This is a genomic window from Nocardia sp. NPDC087230, assembly GCF_044744725.1.
Classification (GTDB): domain Bacteria; phylum Actinomycetota; class Actinomycetes; order Mycobacteriales; family Mycobacteriaceae; genus Nocardia; species Nocardia canadensis.
In genome coordinates, this window is sequence record NZ_JBIUYV010000001.1 from 1,180,001 (window position 1) to 1,198,342 (window position 18,342).

General features: G+C 69.0%; 16 protein-coding genes. 6 read left to right on the forward strand and 10 right to left on the reverse strand.

Going from position 1 to position 18,342, the window contains the following annotated elements:
* The first annotated feature begins 86 nt into the window (after positions 1-86).
* From mtrB to hpf, 4 genes are all read left to right on the forward strand, one after another.
* Positions 87-1,913, forward strand: a complete 1,827-nt coding sequence (gene mtrB, locus ACIO52_RS05635) for an MtrAB system histidine kinase MtrB (RefSeq protein ID WP_316575896.1) — start codon at positions 87-89, stop codon at positions 1,911-1,913.
* A complete protein-coding gene (gene lpqB / locus ACIO52_RS05640) occupies positions 1,910-3,721 on the forward strand; it encodes an MtrAB system accessory lipoprotein LpqB (protein ID WP_342802286.1) in 1,812 nt (603 codons plus the stop codon). Before mtrB ends, lpqB begins: the two co-directional genes overlap by 4 nt.
* Before the next feature lie 32 nt (positions 3,722-3,753).
* Entirely contained in the window at positions 3,754-4,398 is a 645-nt protein-coding gene (locus tag ACIO52_RS05645; RefSeq protein WP_402641930.1) for a ComF family protein, read from the forward strand.
* Positions 4,399-4,581: 183 nt separating this feature from the next.
* Positions 4,582-5,280, forward strand: coding sequence for a ribosome hibernation-promoting factor, HPF/YfiA family (gene hpf, locus ACIO52_RS05650; RefSeq protein WP_218718636.1), 699 nt, complete (start codon positions 4,582-4,584; stop codon positions 5,278-5,280).
* Positions 5,281-5,335: 55 nt separating this feature from the next.
* Here hpf and bluB read toward each other — a convergent pair whose 3' ends face one another.
* The 6 genes from bluB to ACIO52_RS05680 form a co-directional block, all read right to left on the reverse strand.
* Positions 5,336-5,971 (reverse strand): 5,6-dimethylbenzimidazole synthase, encoded by a 636-nt coding sequence (gene bluB, locus ACIO52_RS05655; RefSeq protein WP_316575893.1) that lies wholly within the window; start codon positions 5,969-5,971, stop codon positions 5,336-5,338.
* A gap of 23 nt (positions 5,972-5,994) precedes the next feature.
* Positions 5,995-7,239 (reverse strand): fatty acid desaturase, encoded by a 1,245-nt coding sequence (locus tag ACIO52_RS05660; protein WP_218718638.1) that lies wholly within the window; start codon positions 7,237-7,239, stop codon positions 5,995-5,997.
* 99 nt (positions 7,240-7,338) lie between these two features.
* Positions 7,339-8,739: a fatty acid desaturase gene (locus ACIO52_RS05665; protein ID WP_218718639.1), complete on the reverse strand. Its 1,401-nt coding sequence runs from the start codon at positions 8,737-8,739 to the stop codon at positions 7,339-7,341.
* 190 nt (positions 8,740-8,929) lie between these two features.
* Positions 8,930-10,060 (reverse strand): ferredoxin reductase, encoded by a 1,131-nt coding sequence (locus ACIO52_RS05670; RefSeq protein ID WP_218718640.1) that lies wholly within the window; start codon positions 10,058-10,060, stop codon positions 8,930-8,932.
* 124 nt (positions 10,061-10,184) lie between these two features.
* On the reverse strand, positions 10,185-10,706 hold the full coding sequence (locus ACIO52_RS05675; RefSeq protein WP_218718684.1) for a DUF6912 family protein: 522 nt from the start codon (positions 10,704-10,706) through the stop codon (positions 10,185-10,187).
* Between the two features lie 40 nt (positions 10,707-10,746).
* Positions 10,747-12,156: a wax ester/triacylglycerol synthase family O-acyltransferase gene (locus ACIO52_RS05680; RefSeq protein WP_218718641.1), complete on the reverse strand. Its 1,410-nt coding sequence runs from the start codon at positions 12,154-12,156 to the stop codon at positions 10,747-10,749.
* A gap of 247 nt (positions 12,157-12,403) precedes the next feature.
* Between ACIO52_RS05680 and secA the strand changes: the two genes are divergently transcribed.
* Positions 12,404-15,199 (forward strand): preprotein translocase subunit SecA, encoded by a 2,796-nt coding sequence (gene secA / locus ACIO52_RS05685; RefSeq protein ID WP_342801692.1) that lies wholly within the window; start codon positions 12,404-12,406, stop codon positions 15,197-15,199.
* A 116-nt stretch (positions 15,200-15,315) separates the two neighbouring features.
* Here secA and ACIO52_RS05690 read toward each other — a convergent pair whose 3' ends face one another.
* The 4 genes from ACIO52_RS05690 to ACIO52_RS05705 form a co-directional block, all read right to left on the reverse strand.
* A complete protein-coding gene (locus ACIO52_RS05690) occupies positions 15,316-16,074 on the reverse strand; it encodes a peptidase inhibitor family I36 protein (protein ID WP_402641936.1) in 759 nt (252 codons plus the stop codon).
* Positions 16,075-16,152: 78 nt separating this feature from the next.
* The gene (locus ACIO52_RS05695) at positions 16,153-16,827 is read right to left on the reverse strand and encodes a pentapeptide repeat-containing protein (RefSeq protein WP_218718644.1); all 675 of its coding nucleotides are present in this window, start codon (positions 16,825-16,827) and stop codon (positions 16,153-16,155) included.
* Between the two features lie 60 nt (positions 16,828-16,887).
* Positions 16,888-17,211: a hypothetical protein gene (locus ACIO52_RS05700; RefSeq protein WP_218718645.1), complete on the reverse strand. Its 324-nt coding sequence runs from the start codon at positions 17,209-17,211 to the stop codon at positions 16,888-16,890.
* Positions 17,208-17,486, reverse strand: coding sequence for a hypothetical protein (locus tag ACIO52_RS05705; protein ID WP_218718646.1), 279 nt, complete (start codon positions 17,484-17,486; stop codon positions 17,208-17,210). The genes ACIO52_RS05700 and ACIO52_RS05705 overlap by 4 nt, the downstream gene beginning before the upstream one ends.
* Before the next feature lie 77 nt (positions 17,487-17,563).
* On the opposite strand from ACIO52_RS05705, the gene ACIO52_RS05710 reads away from it, so the two are divergent.
* On the forward strand, positions 17,564-18,340 hold the full coding sequence (locus tag ACIO52_RS05710) for a PucR family transcriptional regulator ligand-binding domain-containing protein (RefSeq protein WP_402641939.1): 777 nt from the start codon (positions 17,564-17,566) through the stop codon (positions 18,338-18,340).
* The last annotated feature ends 2 nt before the right edge of the window (positions 18,341-18,342 follow it).

Here is an 18,342-nt window from a genome sequence, read left to right on the forward strand (position 1 = left end):
CTGCCGGTACAGCGTCAGCGCCTCCAGCGCACGACGGACGTGCGCAAACCTTCGTCACGCAGTTGCGGCGATGGGCGGCCCCGGTCATGGCCTGGTTCCAGGCTGTCGGGACCGCGCTGGGCCATCTCTGGCGCCGGTCGCTGCAACTGCGTGTCATCGTGTCCACGCTGACCCTCTCGCTCATCGTGATCACGATCCTCGGTGTCGTGCTCACCGGTCAGATCACCGACCGGCTGCTCGAAGCCAAGATCAACGCCGCCGTCGAGGAGATGGATCGCGCCCGCAGCACGATCGAGGGCAAGCTCTCCGGCGTTCATGACGCGAACAGTCAGCAGCAACAGCTCGCCGACGCCCGCGCCGCGCTGTCCAGCCGTGGCGGCACCGGGCAGTCCAGTGGCGCGGCGGGCAGTTTCGACTCCGCGCTGGCGATGGTCGGCGGCACGCCGCCGCAGGAACTCACCACCGGTCCCATCTCGGAGGTGCCGCAGGAGCTGCGCCGCTTCGTCCAGCGCAACCAGGTCTCCTACCAGTTCACCACCGTCGCCGACCCGGACGGCTATCGCGGGCGCGCGCTGATCATCGGCAGCCCGAGCGCCGAGGTCGCGACCCTGGAGATCTATCTGATCTTCCCGCTGGCCAGCGAGGAAGCGAGTCTGTCGCTGATGCGCGGCACGATGCTCATCGGTGGCGTGGTGCTGCTGGTGCTGCTCGCCGCGATCACCGCGCTGGTCACCCGGCAGGTGGTGCTGCCGATCCGGTCGGCGGCGCGGATCGCCGGTCGCTTCGCCGACGGCAGGCTCAAGGAACGCATGCTGGTGCGCGGCGAGGACGACATGGCCCGCCTGGCGCAGGCGTTCAACGAGATGGCCGAGAGCCTGTCGAACCAGATCACCCAGCTGGAGGAATTCGGCAATCTGCAACGCCGGTTCACCTCCGACGTCAGCCACGAGCTGCGCACCCCGCTCACCACGGTGCGCATGGCCGCCGACCTCATCCACGGCTCCAGCGACGATCTCGATCCGGCGCTGGCTCGCAGCTCCGAGCTGCTGGTCAACGAGCTGGACCGGTTCGAGGGCCTGCTCAACGACCTGCTCGAGATCTCCCGGCACGATGCCGGTGTGGCCGAGCTGCAGGTGGAATCGCTCGACGTGCGGATGTGCGCGCGGGCGGCGATCTCCACGGTGCGGCATCTGGCCAAGGAAGCCGGCGTCGAGGTCGTCATCGATCTGCCCGAGGAGCCGGTCGTCGCCGAGGTCGACCCGCGCCGGGTCGAGCGCGTGCTGCGCAACCTGCTCGCCAACGCGATCGACCACAGCGAGGGCAAGCCGGTGCTGATCCGGATGCGCGGCGACGCCGAGGCCAACGCGGTCGCGACCGTCGTGCGCGATCAGGGCGTCGGCCTGCGGCCGGGCGAGGAGAAGCTGGTCTTCAACCGGTTCTGGCGCTCGGACCCGTCGCGGGTGCGGCGCTCCGGCGGCACCGGTCTGGGCCTGTCGATCAGCGTCGAGGACGCCAACCTGCACGAAGGCAGGCTCGAGGCGTGGGGTGATCCCGGCGTCGGCGCCAGCTTCCGGCTGCTGCTGCCGATGGTGCGCGGCCGTAAACTGGGGGCCAGTCCGCTGGCCCTGGAACCGATGCTGCGCAAGGTCCCCGCCCTGCCCGAGGCCGATCCCGAACCGGATTCCGGCGACCGGGCGGAGATCAGGACCGAGCCCGCGGGCGCGATCGAGACCGAGCCGGCAGGCACCGCGGGCCCCGATGTGATGCCGACCGAGCCCACCGGCACCGGGCCGATCCCCTCGGACGCCCGGACGGACCCGCCCGACGCGCACCCGGCGTCGAACGGGCGCGCCGAGACCACCGGCGCCGAGGACCAGCCGATGTCCACCGAGACCGGAGACCGACAGTCATGACGAACGTGCGGGGTGTGCGCTGGGGGCGGCGGGCCGCCGCGCTGGTCGCGGCCGCGCTGGTCGGCGCGCTGGTCCTGAGCGGGTGCGCCAGCCTGCCGGAGTCCTCGGCACCCCAGGCACTCGGCACGATCAATCGCGCGCCCACCTCGGAGGGACCGCCGCCGCCGACCTCGGGCCGCGACCCCGACCTGCTGGTCGGTGACTTCCTCGCGGCCAGCGCCGATCCGGCCAACCGGCACGCCGCGGCCCGCCAGTACATGGCGCCCGAGACCGCCGGTGAATGGAACGACGAGGCGAGCATCACCATCGTCGATCGCCCCGACACCCTGCGGGAATCGCGCTCCGGCGACAAGGCCAGCTACGTGATCCGCGCTCGCAAGGTCGGCGAGCTGGGCGGCGACGGTAGCTACCGGGCCGTCGAGGGCACGCTCGAGAACAAGATCGAGATGAGCAAGATCGACGGCGAGTGGCGGATCACCGAACTGCCCCCCGGCGTCGTGATGGATTCCACCGCGTTCGACAAGACCTACCGCCGCTACGTGCTGCAATACGTCGATCCGGGCAGTTCCGTGCTGGTCCCCGACCCGCGCTGGATCTCGGTGCCGCGCGCCCAGCTGACCGAGCGGCTGATCGGCATGCTCGGCGCCGGGCCCCAGTCGGCGATCGCGCCGGTGGTGCGCAATCAGCTCGCGCAACCGGTGGCCGTGCGCGGCCCGATCGTCAAGGCCAAGGACGAGCCCGGCGAAGTGGGCATCGGCATCGGTGGGGTGCGCATCGACTTCACCGGGGTCGCCCAGCTCGGGCAGAAGGAACGCGAACTGCTCGCCGCCCAGGTGGTGATGACGCTGGCCGGCGCCGACATCCTCGGCCCGTACGTGCTGCTCGCCGACGGCAAACCGCTCGACGACCGGTACGCGGCCGGTTGGTCGGTCGCCGACCTCGACCAGTACAGCGCCTCGGCCCCCGGCCAGAACCGGATCGGCCTGCACGCGCTGCGCAACGGCACGCTGGTGCAGGTCACCCCCGACGGCATCGTCACCCCGAGCGGGTCCTTCGGCGAGGCGACCAACCTGCAGTCGGTGGGCATCTCCGCCGACGGCCAGTTCGTCGCCGCCGTCGCCGACACCGGCAGGCCCGCACCCGAACCCGGCCGCACCCTGCTGATCGGCAACTACGGCGCCAAGGCCTTCGCCGTGGCCGAGGGCACCAGCATCGCCCGGCCGTCGTGGACCTCCGACGGCGGCGCCGCCTGGACGGTGCTCGACGGCGATCGCGTCATCCGTGCGGTCACCGACCGCGCCACCGGCAACGTCTCGGTCCAGGACGTCGACACCACCGCCCTGTTCGAGGGGACGGGCGCGCCGCGGCCGCCGATCAGCGAGGTGGTGGTCTCGCGCACCGGCGTGCGGGCCGCGCTGATCGCCGACGGCAAGGTCTACGTGGCGGTGGTCGAACGTCGTCCCGACGGCAAGTACGCGCTCACCTCCCCGCTGCCGCTCGCGCTCGGGTTGAGCACTCGCGCGGTCTCGCTGAGCTGGGTCACCGGCGACACGATCATGGTGGCCCGCGAGGGCAACGTCGACCCGGTTTTCACCGTCTCCATCGACGGTTCCCAGTTCTCCCCGGTGACCTCGCAGAACCTGACCCCGCCGGTGCGGGTGGTGACGGCCGCGCCCGCCACCCAGTACGTGGCCGACTCCCGCGCCGTGCTGCAGTTGCAGACCGCCGATCCGGCTCGCAACGACCGCTTCTGGCGCGAGGTGCCGGGTCTGACCGGCGAGCGCGTCGTCCCGGTGCTGCCCAGCTGACTTGTCGGTGGGTGCTGTGATACTCACCCGCTATGAGAGCCCTGCTCGATCTGGTGCTGCCCGTCCACTGCGGTGGCTGCGCGACGGCGGGCGTCGCGTGGTGCCCCGGCTGCGCGGCCGAGCTGAGCCGGGTCCCGGTGCGGGTCCGTCCGCGCACCGATCCCGGCGTCCCGTGCTGGGCGCTGGGTCCCTATCGCGGTCCGGGGCGCCGCGCCGTGCTGGCCGCCAAGGAGCACGGCAGGCGCGACCTGGCCGCACCACTCGGGCTGGCGCTGGCACTGGCTCTGGACCGGCTACGGGCCCCTGATCGCCCGCTGGTGCTCGTGCCCGCGCCGACTCGATCGGCGGCCGCGCGCCGCCGCGGTGGTGACCCGGTGGCGCGCTCGGCGGCGCAGGCCGCGCGATGGCTGATCGATAGCCGGAGTGTGCCGCTGCTGCGGATGCGGCGCGGGGTCCGCGACTCGGTGGGGTTGACGCCACGCGAGCGTGCCCACAATCTGCACGACAAGATCATGACCGTGACCCAGCTCGCCGACGCGGCGGCCATCGCGGCGAACGCCGAGGTAGTCGTGGTCGACGACGTGCTCACGACAGGGGCGACTGTCACCGAATCGGTACGCGTTCTTAGTCGAATCGGCGTACTTCCGTGCGCCGTTTTGGTGACCTGCGCGGCTTGACTCCGCGAAATTTGCGTGAACAGTGGCGCACTTGCCCGTGGCGGACTAGCGTCGCGGACACACACCGAACGACAAGTTTGGGAGGTGGCGCCGCGGACATCTGGTGCCGAGCGAATCCCGATCGGCACAGCTCAATCCCGCCGCACTCGCTTCATCGTGTGCGGCCATATCCGGGAGGTACGCGTGACGACTTCTTCACGGGCATCAGTGCGAGATGCTGACCCCACGGCACTGGCTGACAGTGCCGCCGACTCGACCGAGAGCCCGCACGCCGAAGTGGTGGTCTCCGGTCGGAATGTCGAAGTCCCCGACCACTATCGAATCTATGTCGCGGAGAAGCTGGCTCGGCTAGAGCGCTTCGATCCGTCGATATTCCTCTTCGATGTGGAACTTTTCCACGAACGCAACCGTCGTCAACGCAAGGCCTGTCAGCGCGTCGAGATCACCGCGCGCGGCCGTGGACCGATCGTGCGCGCGGAAGCCTGCGCAGACAGCTTCTACGCCGCGCTGGAGTCGGCCACCCAGAAGATCGAGAGCAGACTGCGCCGGACCAAGGACAAGCGGCGCGTCGTGCACTACGGCGACAAGACGCCGGTCTCGGTCGCGCAGGCCACCGCGACGCTGGTGGACGAATCCCTGTTCGCCGCGCCGAACGGCGCCGCGGCGCACGCCCATGCCGAGGAACCCGAACACGAGGACGGTCCCGGCCACATCGTGCGCACCAAGGTGCACACCGCGACACCGATGTCGGTGGACGATGCGCTCTACCAGATGGAACTGGTCGGGCACGACTTCTTCCTGTTCCATGATCGCGAGACGGACCGGCCCTCGGTCGTCTATCGCAGACACGCCTTCGATTACGGCCTGATCCGACTGGCCTGACACCAACACACACCCCTCCGGGCATCCGCTGTCGCAGCGGGTGCCCGGATCGCGTTCAGCCGCCGAAGGTTTCGTGGTGCACGGCCTCGGTGAGCGAGCGACCCGATCGCCACCCGAATCGTTCCAGGTCGGGGACCCGCTGGAATTCGCGCACCGGTCCGACGCACAGCCAGGCCACCGGCTTGATCCCGGCGGGCAGGTCGACCAGCGCGCGCAGGAACTCCGGATCGTAGAACGACACCCAGCCGACGCCCACCCGCTCCGCGGTCGCCGCGAGCCACAGGTTCTGGATGGCCAGCACCGTCGAGTACACGCCGGTCTCCGGCACCGTCGCCCGGCCCAGGATCTGCGGTCCGCCGCGCCGGTCGTCGTGGGTGACCACGACGCCGGTGCCGCTCTCGATGATCCCGTCGATCTTGATCGGCTCGAAGGTCTCGGCCCGATCGGCGGGCAGCGCGTCCCGGAACTCGACCCGCTTGCCCGCGACGTGGTCGGCGAAGCGGCGCAGAGTGTCCGGCTTGCGGACCACGACGAAGTCCCACGGTTGGGAGTTGCCGACGCTGGGCGCGCGGTGGGCGGCGTCCAGAATCCGCCACAGGGTGTCGTCGTCGACGAGCTCGCCGGTGAACTCGGCGCGCACATCACGGCGCAGGCGGATCGCGTCGTAGACGCTCAACTGGTCGGCACACACGCCGACCAGTCAACCGCAGCCGGTCAGGCCATCGAGCGGCGGGCCAGCTTGCGCCCGGCGTCCAGCGCGGTGCGCAGGCCACGGCGACGGCCGGTCACCGGGTCGACGGTGCTGACGGCATTGCCGCCGAACAGCTTCTCGGACTTGGTCTCCGGGGCGTCGTCGGTGGTGTGGCGCAGGTACTTGTTGGGCAGCGACAGCTTGAGGATCGTGCGCCACGACTTGAAGTACTGCACCGGCAGCGACCCGGTGGTGTAGGGCAGGTCGTACTTCTCGGCCAGCTCGCGCACCCGCACGGCGATGGCGGCGTAGCGGTTGCTCGGCAGGTCGGGGAACAGGTGGTGCTCGATCTGGTGGCTGAGGTTGCCGGTCATGAAGTGCATGACCTTGCCGCCGGAGATGTTGGCGCTGCCCAGCATCTGGCGCAGGTACCACTCGCCCTGGGTCTCGTTCTCGATGTCGGCCTTGGTGAACTTCTCCGCGCCGTCGGGGAAGTGGCCGCAGAAGATCACCGCGTTGGTCCACACGTTGCGCACCACGTTGGCGGCCATGTTGGCGGTCAGGGTGGTGAAGAACGAGGGACCGGTGAGCAGCGGGAAGATCACGTAGTCCTTGGCCGCCTGCTTGCCGATCTTCTTGAGCACCAGCTTGCGGTCGGCGTCGAACTGCTGCCACTCGGGCGAGTCCTTGGTCCACTTCTTCTTGGCGACCTTGCCCAGCTCCAGATGCTGGATGGCGACGCCGTACTCGAACAGCATCTGCAGCAGCAGGTTGTAGACCGGGTTGCCCAGGTAGAACGGCATCCAGCGCTGATCGCGGGTGACGCGCAGCAGGCCGTAGCCGATGTCGTCGTCCATGCCCAGGACGTTGGTGTACTTGTGGTGCAGGAAGTTGTGGGTGATCTTCCAGTGCGCCGACGGGCCCGCGTTGTCCCATTCCCACGAGGTGGAGTGGACTTCCGGATCGTTCATCCAGTCCCACTGCCCGTGCATGACGTTGTGCCCGATCTCCATGTTCTCGATGATCTTGGCAGTGCCAAGCAGGGCGACGCCGGCCAGCCAGGCCGGCGGCAGGAAGCTGGCGAACAGCACGGTACGTCCGCTGATCTCCAGCGCCCGCTGTAGGCGGATGACATTGCGGATGTAGCGCGCGTCGGCGGCCCCCCGTGAAGATTCGATTTCGCGGCGGATCGCGTCGAACTCAGCACCGAGAGCTTCGACATCCGCGGCGGTGAGGTGCGCGTATTCCTTGACATCCGAGATCGCCATGCCGGTTACACTACCGTAGGTTACGAGAGCGTAGGTTGGCGATTTCGGGCCCGGATTGTGTGAAACGTCCTATTGCGAAATCGAGATGGAGATGTTATCTCATCCCCGGCGCGCCATCCGCTTGGCCGCTCGGTCGCGCAGCGCGCCGCGCTCGTGCTTGGCCCGCTCGCCGAGGGCGCGCTTGGCCTCGCGCAATGCCAGCTTCTCCTGCCGCGCCCGCGCCTTCAGCGTCGCTTTCGCTTCGCGCAGCACTTCCTTCTCGTGCCTGGCCTTGATCTCCAGCGACACCTTCGCGTCGTGCAGCGCCGAGCGCAGGCCGAAGCGCTTGCCCGTCTCCGGATCGACCCGCAGCGCGTCCGGCAGCGAGATGCCGGCGAACTTGTGCTCCGAGGACGTCTCGGGCGCGTCGTCGGCGGTCCGCTTCAGGAAGCGGTCCGGCAGGGCCAGCTTGTGGATGGTCCGGAACGCCAGCAGGTACTGCTTGCCCAGCGAGCCGGTCGTGTAGGGCAGGTCGTACTTGTCGCACAGTTCGCGCACGCGCACCGCGACCTCGGGGTACCGGTTGCTCGGCAGGTCGGGGAACAGATGGTGCTCGATCTGGTAGCAGAGGTTGCCGCTCATGAAGGCCATCACCGGACCGGCCTTGAAGTTGGCGCTGCCCAGCATCTGGCGCAGGTACCACTCGCCCTGGGTCTCCCCGTCGAGCTGCTCGATCGTGAACTTCTCGGCGCCGTCGGGGAAGTGGCCGCAGAAGATCACCGCGTAGGCCCACAGGTTGCGGACCAGGTTGGCGGTCGTGTTCGCCTTCAGCGTCGACTTCCAGGCGGGACCGGTCAGCGCGGGGTAGAGCACGAAGTCCTTGACGACCTGGCGGCCCGCCTTGCGGGCGAACTCCTTGTTCGGCTCGGAGAGCAGCTGTTTGGTCGGAACGCCGGCCAGCTCCTTCTCGATGCCGAGGTCGTGCAGCGCGATGCCCCATTCGAAGGTGGCCGCGAGCAACAGATTCGCCGCGGGCTGCACCAGATGCTTGGGGTGCCAGGCCTCGTCGCGGGTCATCCGCAGGATGCCGAAGCCCAGATCCTCGTCCTTGCCCAGCACGTTGGTGTAGGTGTGATGGGAGTAGTTGTGCGCCCGGCGCCACTGCGCCGAGGTCCCGGTCATGTCCCACTCCCAGCTGGTGGAGTGGATCTCCGGATCGTTCATCCAGTCCCACTGCCCGTGGCTGACGTTGTGCCCGAGCTCCATGTTCTCGATGATCTTGGCCACCGACAGCAGCGCCGTGCCGCCGAGCCAGGCCCAGCGGTTGCGGCTGCCGAACAGCACCGCGCGTCCCGCCACTTCCAGCGCGCGCTGGGCGGCGATGGTGCGACGGATGTACTTCGCGTCGCGTTCGCCGCGGGAGGTCTCCACCGAACGGCGGATCGAATCGAGTTCTTTCCCCAGGGTCTCGATGTCGGCCGACGTGAGGTGGGCGAAGGCCTGGATATCGGTGATGGCCACCGGGGTCCTCTCTGTTGGTGTGGCGGCTGGTCGGGTCGGAACGGAGACGGGCCGAGAACGGCTGGCTGTGCCGCGTTCTCGGCCCTCGTGCGCCGGTCGGCGCGTGGTAGCCGGGACCAGCCGCTGTCGGCCATTCATATGGCCGACGCATTACTCCGAGGGTACCTGGTGTCCGAAGTGCGTGGGGTGCTCAGATGTCGAGCGTGCAGTCACCTGCGGCGGCGGAGATGCAGGTCTGCACCTTGTCGCCCGGCTGACGTTCGTCACCGTTGCGCAGGTCGCGGGCGTGTCCGGCGGACAGGGTGACCACGCAGGTCTGGCAGATGCCCATCCGGCAGCCGAACGGCAGCTGGACCCCTACCGACTCGCCCGCCTCGAGCAGGCTGGTCGCGCCGTCGGCGGAGACGGTGCGGCCGGTGGTGCCGAAGGTCACGGTGCCGCCCTCGCCGATCGCCGAGCGCTCGACCTCGAAGCGCTCGATGTGCAGCTTCTCGGCGATTCCGGCTGTCTTCCAATGCTGTTCGATCGCGTCGAGCATCGGGGCCGGGCCGCAGGCCCAGGTCTCGCGCTCACGCCAATCGGGGTAGAGCTCGTCCAGGCTCGCCAGCGAGAACAGGCCCTGCGCGTCGGTCAGCTGCAGGTGCGAGACGAAGCTCGGGTGCTTGTCGTGCAGCGCCCGCAGCTCGGCGCCGAACATCACATCGGCGTCGGTGGGCGCCGAGTGCACGTGCACCACATCGGAGACGCCGTCGCGCCGATCCATCGTCCGCAGCATCGACATCACCGGGGTGATGCCGCTGCCCGCGGTGAGGAAGAGCACCTTCGCCGGCGGCGGCTCCGGCAGCACGAATCCGCCCTGCGGCGCGGCCAGGCGCACGATCGTGCCCGCGGCCACCCCGTTGACGAGGTGGCTGGACAGCTTGCCCTCCGGCATCGCCTTCACCGCGATGGAGATCAGCCGCTTGCCGCCCTCGCCGGTCCAGTCCGGCGGACAGGTCAGCGAGTAGGACCGCCAGTTCCAGCGGCCGTCGATCAGGATGCCGATGCCGATGTACTGGCCCGGCTGGTATTTGAAGTCGAAACCCCAGCCCGGCTTGATCACCAGGGTCGCCGAATCGGCGGTCTCCTTCTGTACCTCGACGATCCGCCCGCGCAGCTCCCGCGCCGACCACAGCGGGTTGGCCAGATGTAGGTAGTCGTCGGGGAGCAGGGGAGTGGTCACCCGGGCTACCGCGCCACGCAGCACGTTGAGCTTGCCGCCGCGGTCGCCGACCTGCGCGGCCGGTGCTTCGAGCCATTCCCGGAACTTGTTCATGACCATGCTTGCCGTTGTCTCCCTGTCCTGCCGTCGAGCCGCGGTGGGGCAGCTCGCTCGCAGCCAGGTTACGGCATCGTAGGTTTGATGGCAGTGGCAGCGGTGATCACGGCGTTGATCTCGGGAGATGTCACAGCAGGTCGAGCAGGAACGGTAGTTCCTGGGTGGCGTACCAGGCGAGCTGGTGGTCCTCGGCGTCACCGAGGACGAACTCGGCGTCGGTATCGCCCAGATCCGCGGCGTCGATGACGTCGACGGCCTTGGCGACCTGCGGCTCGGCCTCGGCCAGGTCGACGTGCACCGACGCCACCTGGTCGTAGGTGATCGGCCCGGCCAGCTTCACCACCGCGTCGTCCAGATCGGGCCGCAGCTTCGCGCCGGCGACGTCGGCGGCGATCACCGCCCGCCGGTAGATCGGGCTGCCGGGGTCGGCCGCCTCGCCCTCGGCGGTGGCGTCGTCGGCCGCGTCGTCGAGGCCGTCGCGTTCGGCCGCGAGCAGCCGCATCGACGCCCTGGCCGCCTCCTGCATCGCGACCTCGGCCAGTTCGTCGTCGTCGCCTGCGGCGTAGGCCTCGCGCAGCGCGGGTGTCACCGCGAACGCGGTCGCGCCGAGCGGGAACACCTCCCGCTCGTCGACGAGCCTGCGCAGCATCGGGATCGTCGCCGGGATGTAGACGCGCAGCTTGCCGTTGTCAGATACAGGCACCGAGCAACTCCTCCATCGATTCGTGCACCGACGCCGCCAGGACGTCGATGTCGGCCATGGCGTCGCGGTCGGCGTTGAGTCCGTAGAAGACCTGACCGTCGTACGAGGTGAGCCCGAAACTCAACGTCTGATTGCGCAGCAGCGGCGATACCGGATACATCTCCAGCATGCGCGCCCCGCCGATGTACATCGCGGTCTGTGGTCCCGGCGCGTTGGTGATCACCAGGTTGAACGTGTTGTCGGCGAAGGTACTCGCCGCGCGCACGCTCATCGCGTGCAGGCTCGCCGGGGCGAACCCGGCCAGGTGCACCAGCGTGCGAGCCCGCACGCCACGACGCTGCCGACCTGCGGCTTCGGTGGCGTGCGAGATGTGGGACAGGCGCATGACCGGATTCGGCTCGCCGACCGGCAGATCGATCAGGAACGAGGAGACCTCGCTGGCCGGGGTCAGCTGGTCGCCGCCGTCGACGTAGACCGACATCGGCACCACGGCCCGCAGGTTGTCCGATTCGACCAGGGCCTCGTTGCGTGAGAGCAGCCAGTTGCGCAGCGCGCCGGTGACCACGGCGAGCACCGTGTCGTTGATCGAGCAGTCGAAGTGGCGCCGGATGGTCCGGTAGTCCTCGAGGTCGGTGCGCACCACGTCGAACCGCCTGCTGCGCGAGGTACGGGCGTTGAGCGGGCTGTCGGCGACCCCGGAGGTCGCCGCGCGGACCGCGTTCGTCGCCGCCTTGACCGCCATGCGCGTGCCCCGGACCAGCCCGAACGCGTTCGACCCGGCGTCGCGGGCGACCTCGTAGGCCTCGCGCGGCTGCGCGGCCAGCTGGGACAGCGCGCCCGCCAGCAGCTCCACGTCGGTGGGTTCGCGCGGGGCCCGCCACGCGTCGTCGGCCAGTTCGCGCGGCAGCGGGCTGTTGTCGAGGATCACGTGCCCGATCTCGAGGGCGGTGTCGCCGTCGACGAGCGCGGAGTGCGATTTGGTGAACACCGCGCTGCGCCCGTCGGCCAGCCCCTCGATGAGATACATCTCCCACAGCGGCCTGCCCTGATCGAGCGGGCGCGAGGCGAGCCGGGCGACCAGGTCGTAGAGCTGTTCGTCGCTGCCCGGACCGGGCAGCGCGGAGCGGCGGATGTGGTAGCTGATGTCGAAGCGGCTGTCCTCCACCCACACCGGCCTGCCCAGGGCGAGCGGGATCTCGCGCACCTTGCGGCGGTAGCGCGGCACCAGCGGCAGCCGGGATTCGACCAGGTCGATGAGGCCGTCGTAGTCGAGGACCTGGCCGGTGACGCCGGTTTCGGTGTTCTGGAGGATCGCGAGAGAGCCGATGTGGATCGGGTTGCTGCTCGACTCGAGTCGGTAGAACGACGCATCCTGCGGCGTCAGTCTCGTGATCACGCGCTCCGCTACTCCTTCCGGTGCCGCACCGCGCAGATCGGGCACGTGCCTCATCCTACGTCACCGTAGGTGAATCGCGGTGCCGGGCAAGGAGCCTCATCGGCGCGCGTGACCTGGGCCGATGCCATCGCCCGGTACACCGGGCACGGGTACTCCCGGCCGGGTACGGTGGTCTGCGGACTACCATGGCCCATAACACCGTGGCTCACTAGCCGAACACACTCCGACCAGAGGACTGACGAGACCCGTGCCTGCGCTGACACTGACGAGGTTGCTACGGATTGGTGAAGGTCGCATGGTCAAGCGCCTGTCGAACCTCGCCGACGAGGTCATCGCGTACGGCGAGGAGATCGAGCAGCTGACCGACGACGAGCTGCGCGCCAAGACCGGCGAGTTCAAGCAGCGCTTCGCCGACGGTGAGACCCTCGACGACCTGCTGCTCGAGGCGTTCGCGGTGGCTCGGGAGGCGTCCTGGCGGGTGCTGAACCAGAAGCACTACAAGGTGCAGATCATGGGCGGCGCCTCGCTGCACCTGGGCAATATCTCGGAGATGAAGACCGGTGAGGGCAAGACCCTGACCTGTGTGCTCCCCGCGTACCTGAACGCGCTCTCCGGCGAAGGCGTGCACGTCGTCACCGTCAACGACTACCTGGCCAAGCGCGACGCCGAGTGGATGGGCCGCGTGCACCGCTTCCTCGGCCTCGAGGTCGGCGTGATCCTCGGCGGCATGACCCCGGCCGAGCGCCGGGTGGCCTACCACGCCGACGTCACCTACGGCACCAACAACGAGTTCGGCTTCGACTACCTGCGCGACAACATGACCCACTCGCTGGACGATCTCGTCCAGCGCGGGCACAACTTCGCCGTGGTCGACGAGGTCGACTCCATCCTCATCGACGAGGCCCGTACCCCGCTGATCATCTCGGGCCCGGCCGACGCCTCGTCCAAGTGGTACGCCGAGTTCGCGCGCATCGCGCCGCTGCTGAAGAAGGACGTCCACTACGAGGTGGACATCAAGAAGCGCACCATCGGTGTGCACGAGGCGGGCGTGGAGTTCGTCGAGGACCAGCTCGGTATCGACAACCTCTACGAGGCCGCGAACTCGCCGCTGGTGAGCTACTTGAACAACGCCATCAAGGCCAAGGAGCTCTACACCCGCGACAAGGACTACATCGTCCGCGACGGCGAGGTCATCATCGTCGACGAGTTCACCGGCCGCATCCTGGTCGGCCGCCGCTACAACGAGGGCATGCACCAGGCGATCGAGGCCAAGGAGAAGGTCGAGATCCAGCCGGAGAACCAGACGCTGGCCACGATCACCCTGCAGAACTACTTCCGCCTCTACAACAAGCTGTCCGGTATGACCGGTACCGCCGAGACCGAGGCCGCCGAGCTGCACTCGATCTACAACCTCGGCGTGGTTCCGATCCCGACGAACAAGCCGATGGTCCGCAAGGACCAGGCCGACCTGATCTACAAGTCGGAAGAGGCCAAGTTCGCCGCGGTCGTCGACGACGTGGTGGAGCGGCACGAGAAGGGCCAGCCGGTCCTGATCGGTACCACCAGCGTCGAGCGCTCGGAGTACCTGTCCAAGCAGTTCACCAAGCGCGGCGTCGCCCACTCGGTGCTGAACGCGAAGTTCCACGAGCAGGAAGCCCAGATCATCGCCGAGGCCGGTCGGCCCGGCGCGGTCACCGTCGCCACCAACATGGCCGGTCGTGGTACCGATATCGTGCTCGGCGGCAACGCCGACATCATCGCCGACATCCTGCTGCGCAAGCAGGGCCTGGACCCGGTCAACACCCCCGACGAGTACGAGGCCGCCTGGCACTCCGCCCTCGAGCAGGTCAAGAAGCAGACCGAGGACGACGCGGAGAAGGTGCGCGAGGCCGGTGGTCTGTACGTGCTCGGCACCGAGCGGCACGAGTCGCGCCGTATCGACAACCAGCTGCGCGGTCGTTCCGGTCGCCAGGGCGACCCGGGCGAGTCCCGCTTCTACCTGTCGCTGGGCGACGAGCTGATGCGCCGCTTCAACGGTGCCGCGCTCGAGGCGATCATGACCCGCCTGAACCTGCCCGACGACGTGCCGATCGAGGCGAAGATGGTATCCAAGGCCATCAAGAGCGCCCAGACCCAGGTCGAGCAGCAGAACTTCGAGATCCGCAAGAACGTCTTGAAGTACGACGAGGTGATGAACCAGCAGCGCACCGTCATCTACGGCGAGCGCAACCGGATCCTGCGTGGCGAGGACATGGAGGGTCAGGTCCAGAACATGATCACCGATGTCGTCGCGGCCTATGTCGACGGCGCCACCGCCGAGGGCTACGTCGAGGACTGGGACCTGGACAAGCTGTGGACCGCGCTCAAGACGCTGTACCCGGTGAGCCTGGACCAGAAGGAGCTGGTGGGCGAGACCCACACCGGCGACGCAGGCGAGCTCACCCGCGACGAACTCCGCGAGGCTCTGCTCGACGACGCGCACACCGCCTACGAGAAGCGCGAGCAGGAGATCGACGGCCTGGCCGGCGAGGGCGCGATGCGCAACCTGGAACGTCAGGTCCTGCTCTCGGTCCTGGACCGCAAGTGGCGTGAGCACCTCTACGAGATGGACTACCTCAAGGAGGGCATCGGCCTGCGCGCGATGGCCCAGCGCGACCCGCTGGTCGAGTACCAGCGCGAGGGCTTCGACATGTTCGCCGCGATGCTCGAGGGTCTGAAGGAGGAGTCGGTCGGCTTCCTGTTCAACCTCCAGGTCGAGGTCCAGCAGCCCCAGCCCGAAGGCGTGTCCGTCGGCACCGGCCTGCGCTCCCCGGTCGGCGCCCGCCCCCAGGACACCCCCGTCGAGACCCAGGCCCCGCCCGCCCTGCGCGCCAAGGGCATCTCCGATCAGGCCCCCCGCGGCCTGAACTACTCGGGTCCCGCCGAGGACGGCCGCGCCGAATCCCATTCCGACGCGCAGGAATACGGCGGCCAGCAGCCCGGCACCCGCCGCGAACGCCGGGAGGCCGCCCGCGCTGAAACCAAGGGTAAGCGCCGTCGCTGACGCACTCTCGATAGCTAGACCCACCGAGGCCCCCGCACCCGCGGGGGCCTCGGTCTTCGTTGAAGCAGCTGAAATCCGACCGGCCGCACCCCGGTTCGTCGGCGACGCCGCGGAATTCAGCTCGTGGGGGTCGACGATCCAGAGGTGCTCCGCGTGCTCGAGGGGGTGGTCGCGGAGGACTTCGGGGTGCTCGGGCCGGTGGGGGTGGTGGGGCTTGTCCGGCTGACGGAGGCGGTCGGGAGGGGGCCGACGGTGAGGGAGCGGGCCCTGGCCTGCCAGTCGCCCGGGAGGTCGCCCTGGGCGGATTTCGCGACGGTATAGGACTCGCCCGTGTTGTCGCGGGCGGCGAAGAGGGTGGCGGTCTTTCCGGTGCGGTTGTAGACCGAGCGGGCGGCGCTCTCGATGTGCTGGCCGGCGAGGTCGGGTGAGCCGATCTTGAACAGCGACATCTTGCCGGTGCCCTCGCTGCCGGTGAACAGGCACAGGTAGCCGGTGGGGCAGCGGTCGTAGCCGGTGCAGCCGCCGGTCTTGTCGCACCAGTTCTGGGTGACGCTGGTGAAGGTGTTCGCGCTGACTTTCGTTGTCTCGGTGCCCTTTCCGTTGTCCAGAATCACCGGGATCTCCTCGTCGGGTGCCTCGCCGAGCCGGTCGAGCAGGTACGTGCAGGCCTGGGAGAGCGCGATGCCGGTCGCCGCGACGACGAGCGCGGCCGTCACCGTCATTCCGGCCCTCAGCTTCGTCGCGACGACCTCGACGACCGGGACCACCATCTCGCACACGACTTCTTTCGCCGTGTCGGCTCCTTCGTCCGCCTTGCAGCCGACGATCCCGAATCCGACCACGAACGCGAGAACCACCGCGACCAGCTTCTGCACAGCGTCAGAATGCGCGTGTATTACCCACTCGTGCAAGGAAATTCGTGGTCACCTGCCCCGCGCTCGGGCGTGGCTACCTCATCCGCACACGGCTACCCCGACCGCGGTGGCGCCGTTGCGGGCGAACCACGCCGCGAGTTCCTCGCCGCGCACCAGCCGCGGTGACTCGTAACCGATGTCGATCGCGCCGTCGACCGCCCCGCTGGCGCCGGTCAGATCGCAGCCGGCCAGCCGCGCGCCGTCGAAGTTCGCGCGATCGAGCCGGCAGTCCCGCAGACTCGCGCCGCGGAAGTCGCTGTCGCCGAAGCAGGCCCGGCGCAGGTCGGCGCCGGTCAGATCGGCGCCGCGGAAATCGGAGGCCGCGAAATCGGCTTTCATCAGGCGCGCGCCGACGAGCCGGGCCGTGCGCAAGACGCAGTCGCGGGCCTGCGCGGTCCCGAGGTCGGCGCCGGTGAGATCGGCCCCGGACAGATCGGTGGCGAGCATCCAGGCGCCGTAGAGGTCGGTGTCGATCAGCCGGGCACCGGCCAGCCGGGCTTCGCCGAGCTCGGCGCCACCCAGATCGAGTCCCGACAGATCGCTGCCGGTGAGGTCGAGTCCCCAGCCGTTGAACAGCATCTCGGTCGTGCGTGGCACCGTCGGGTCGGCGGGGAGCTGGGCGAGATAGTGGGCGAGGACCTTCCTCGCGTCGGGGTCGTTGGGCCACCTGGGCACCGTGTGCAGATCGGCTTTCGGCCGACGCCGCCAGAACATCATGAGAAGTATTTACACCCTGCGGTTCTCACGCGGGAACGGTCGGGTCACGAACACGAATCAGCTGGCGCGGTGGATGGGATGGACCCGCGACAGCGCCCGTTTGGCCTCGGCGAGTGAGATCAGCTGATCCTCGTCGTCGATCTCGGCGACGGCGGCCTCCGCCCATTCCCGCAGCAGCGTGGACACGCCGACCCGACGTTCGTCGGCCAGGTCCTTCAACCGGGAGTGCAGGCCCAGCGGCAACCGGATGGAGGTGGTCACCATGATGTCCTCGTTGGCGGGCAGGCGGGGTGGCGCTTCGGCGGCCGCATCGGAGAAACTCAGCCGATCCATGAAGTCGGCGAGCTCTTCCTTGCTCGATGGATAATCCTGATCGCTCATGAGCGGTCCCTACTTTCCCACTGCTCGAATTGCGCCAGCTCCTCGGCGCGCATCGCGCGTGCGCCGATGATCACCCACGTCCAGTCGTCGCGCTGTCGTGTGACCACGATCAGCGGACGTCCGGCCGTGGTGCGCCCCCACACCGTCAGAACGGACACCTGGCCGTCGAAGGCCGGGCGTGGCCACCGTCGTGACGCTGCGAGGACCTGCCGAACCTCGCTGGGTTCGACGCCGATCAGGTGAGCGATCGCCCAATCAGGCCACTCGAAACCCATAAGTCCATAATACGCACGTAGTAACTGCCTGTGAAAGCACTGAGCATCCCGACCGGATCGGTGGGTAGATTCGCTGGGTGTTGACCATCAGCAGACTGGTCGCCGATCCCGCGCTCGGCCTGCGGATCGTGACGCCGGAACTCACCGATCGCCTGGCCGCCGAGATCCGCTGGCTGCACACCACCGAGCTGCCCGACCCGTCGCGCTATGTGCGTCCCGGCGAGCTGGTGCTGACCAACGGGCTGTGGCGGCCGCACGTCGCGGCGGCGCGGTTCGTCGAGGCGCTGACCCAGGCGGGGGCGGCCGGCCTGGTCTTCGGGCTGACCGCGCAGACCCCGGTGCTGCCCGCCGAACTCGTCGACCTGTGCCGCGAGCGCGAGTTGCCCCTGGTCGAGTTGTGTATCGGGGTCCCGTTCGCCGCCCTCACCCGGGCCGCCGCCCGGATCCAGAACGAGGTACTGCAAGCCGAGCTGACCGCGACGGTGCGTCGGGGCGACGCGCTGGCCACCGCGCTCTCGCGTGGCAGCGGTGCGGCGGGCGTCCTCGAAATCCTGCGGGGCGAGACGGAATTGCCGCTGCTGGTGGTCGATCGGCGGGGCCGCTGCCTGGCCGCCATCGGCTGTGAGCCGACCGCCGAGCAGATCAGGGTGGCCGCCGCCGCGCTCAATCGCACGCCACCGCCGCTGGAGGTGAACCTGCTCGGGTCGGGACCGTCGGCGCTGTACCTCGTCGAGGGCGCGATGGGGGAGATCGACGCCGGGCTCTACTGCCTCGAGCCGGCGGCGACGCTGACCGCCGCCGACCGGGAGGCCCTCGAGCAGGCGGCCAGGTTCCTGAGTCTCGAGGTCACCTAACA

Bases quoted from the DNA above. Each gene is read 5' to 3' on its own strand.
- mtrB (WP_316575896.1), top strand. From the start codon at position 87: ATGGCCTGGTTCCAGGCTGTCGGGACCGCGCTGGGCCATCTCTGGCGC.
- lpqB (WP_342802286.1), top strand. From the start codon at position 1,910: ATGACGAACGTGCGGGGTGTGCGCTGGGGGCGGCGGGCCGCCGCGCTG.
- ACIO52_RS05645 (WP_402641930.1), top strand. From the start codon at position 3,754: ATGAGAGCCCTGCTCGATCTGGTGCTGCCCGTCCACTGCGGTGGCTGC.
- ACIO52_RS05660 (WP_218718638.1), bottom strand. From the start codon at position 7,239: ATGGCGATCTCGGATGTCAAGGAATACGCGCACCTCACCGCCGCGGAT.
- ACIO52_RS05670 (WP_218718640.1), bottom strand. From the start codon at position 10,060: ATGGTCATGAACAAGTTCCGGGAATGGCTCGAAGCACCGGCCGCGCAG.
- ACIO52_RS05675 (WP_218718684.1), bottom strand. From the start codon at position 10,706: ATGCTGCGCAGGCTCGTCGACGAGCGGGAGGTGTTCCCGCTCGGCGCG.
- ACIO52_RS05695 (WP_218718644.1), bottom strand. From the start codon at position 16,827: ATGTTCTGGCGGCGTCGGCCGAAAGCCGATCTGCACACGGTGCCCAGG.
- ACIO52_RS05700 (WP_218718645.1), bottom strand. From the start codon at position 17,211: ATGAGCGATCAGGATTATCCATCGAGCAAGGAAGAGCTCGCCGACTTC.
- ACIO52_RS05705 (WP_218718646.1), bottom strand. From the start codon at position 17,486: ATGGGTTTCGAGTGGCCTGATTGGGCGATCGCTCACCTGATCGGCGTC.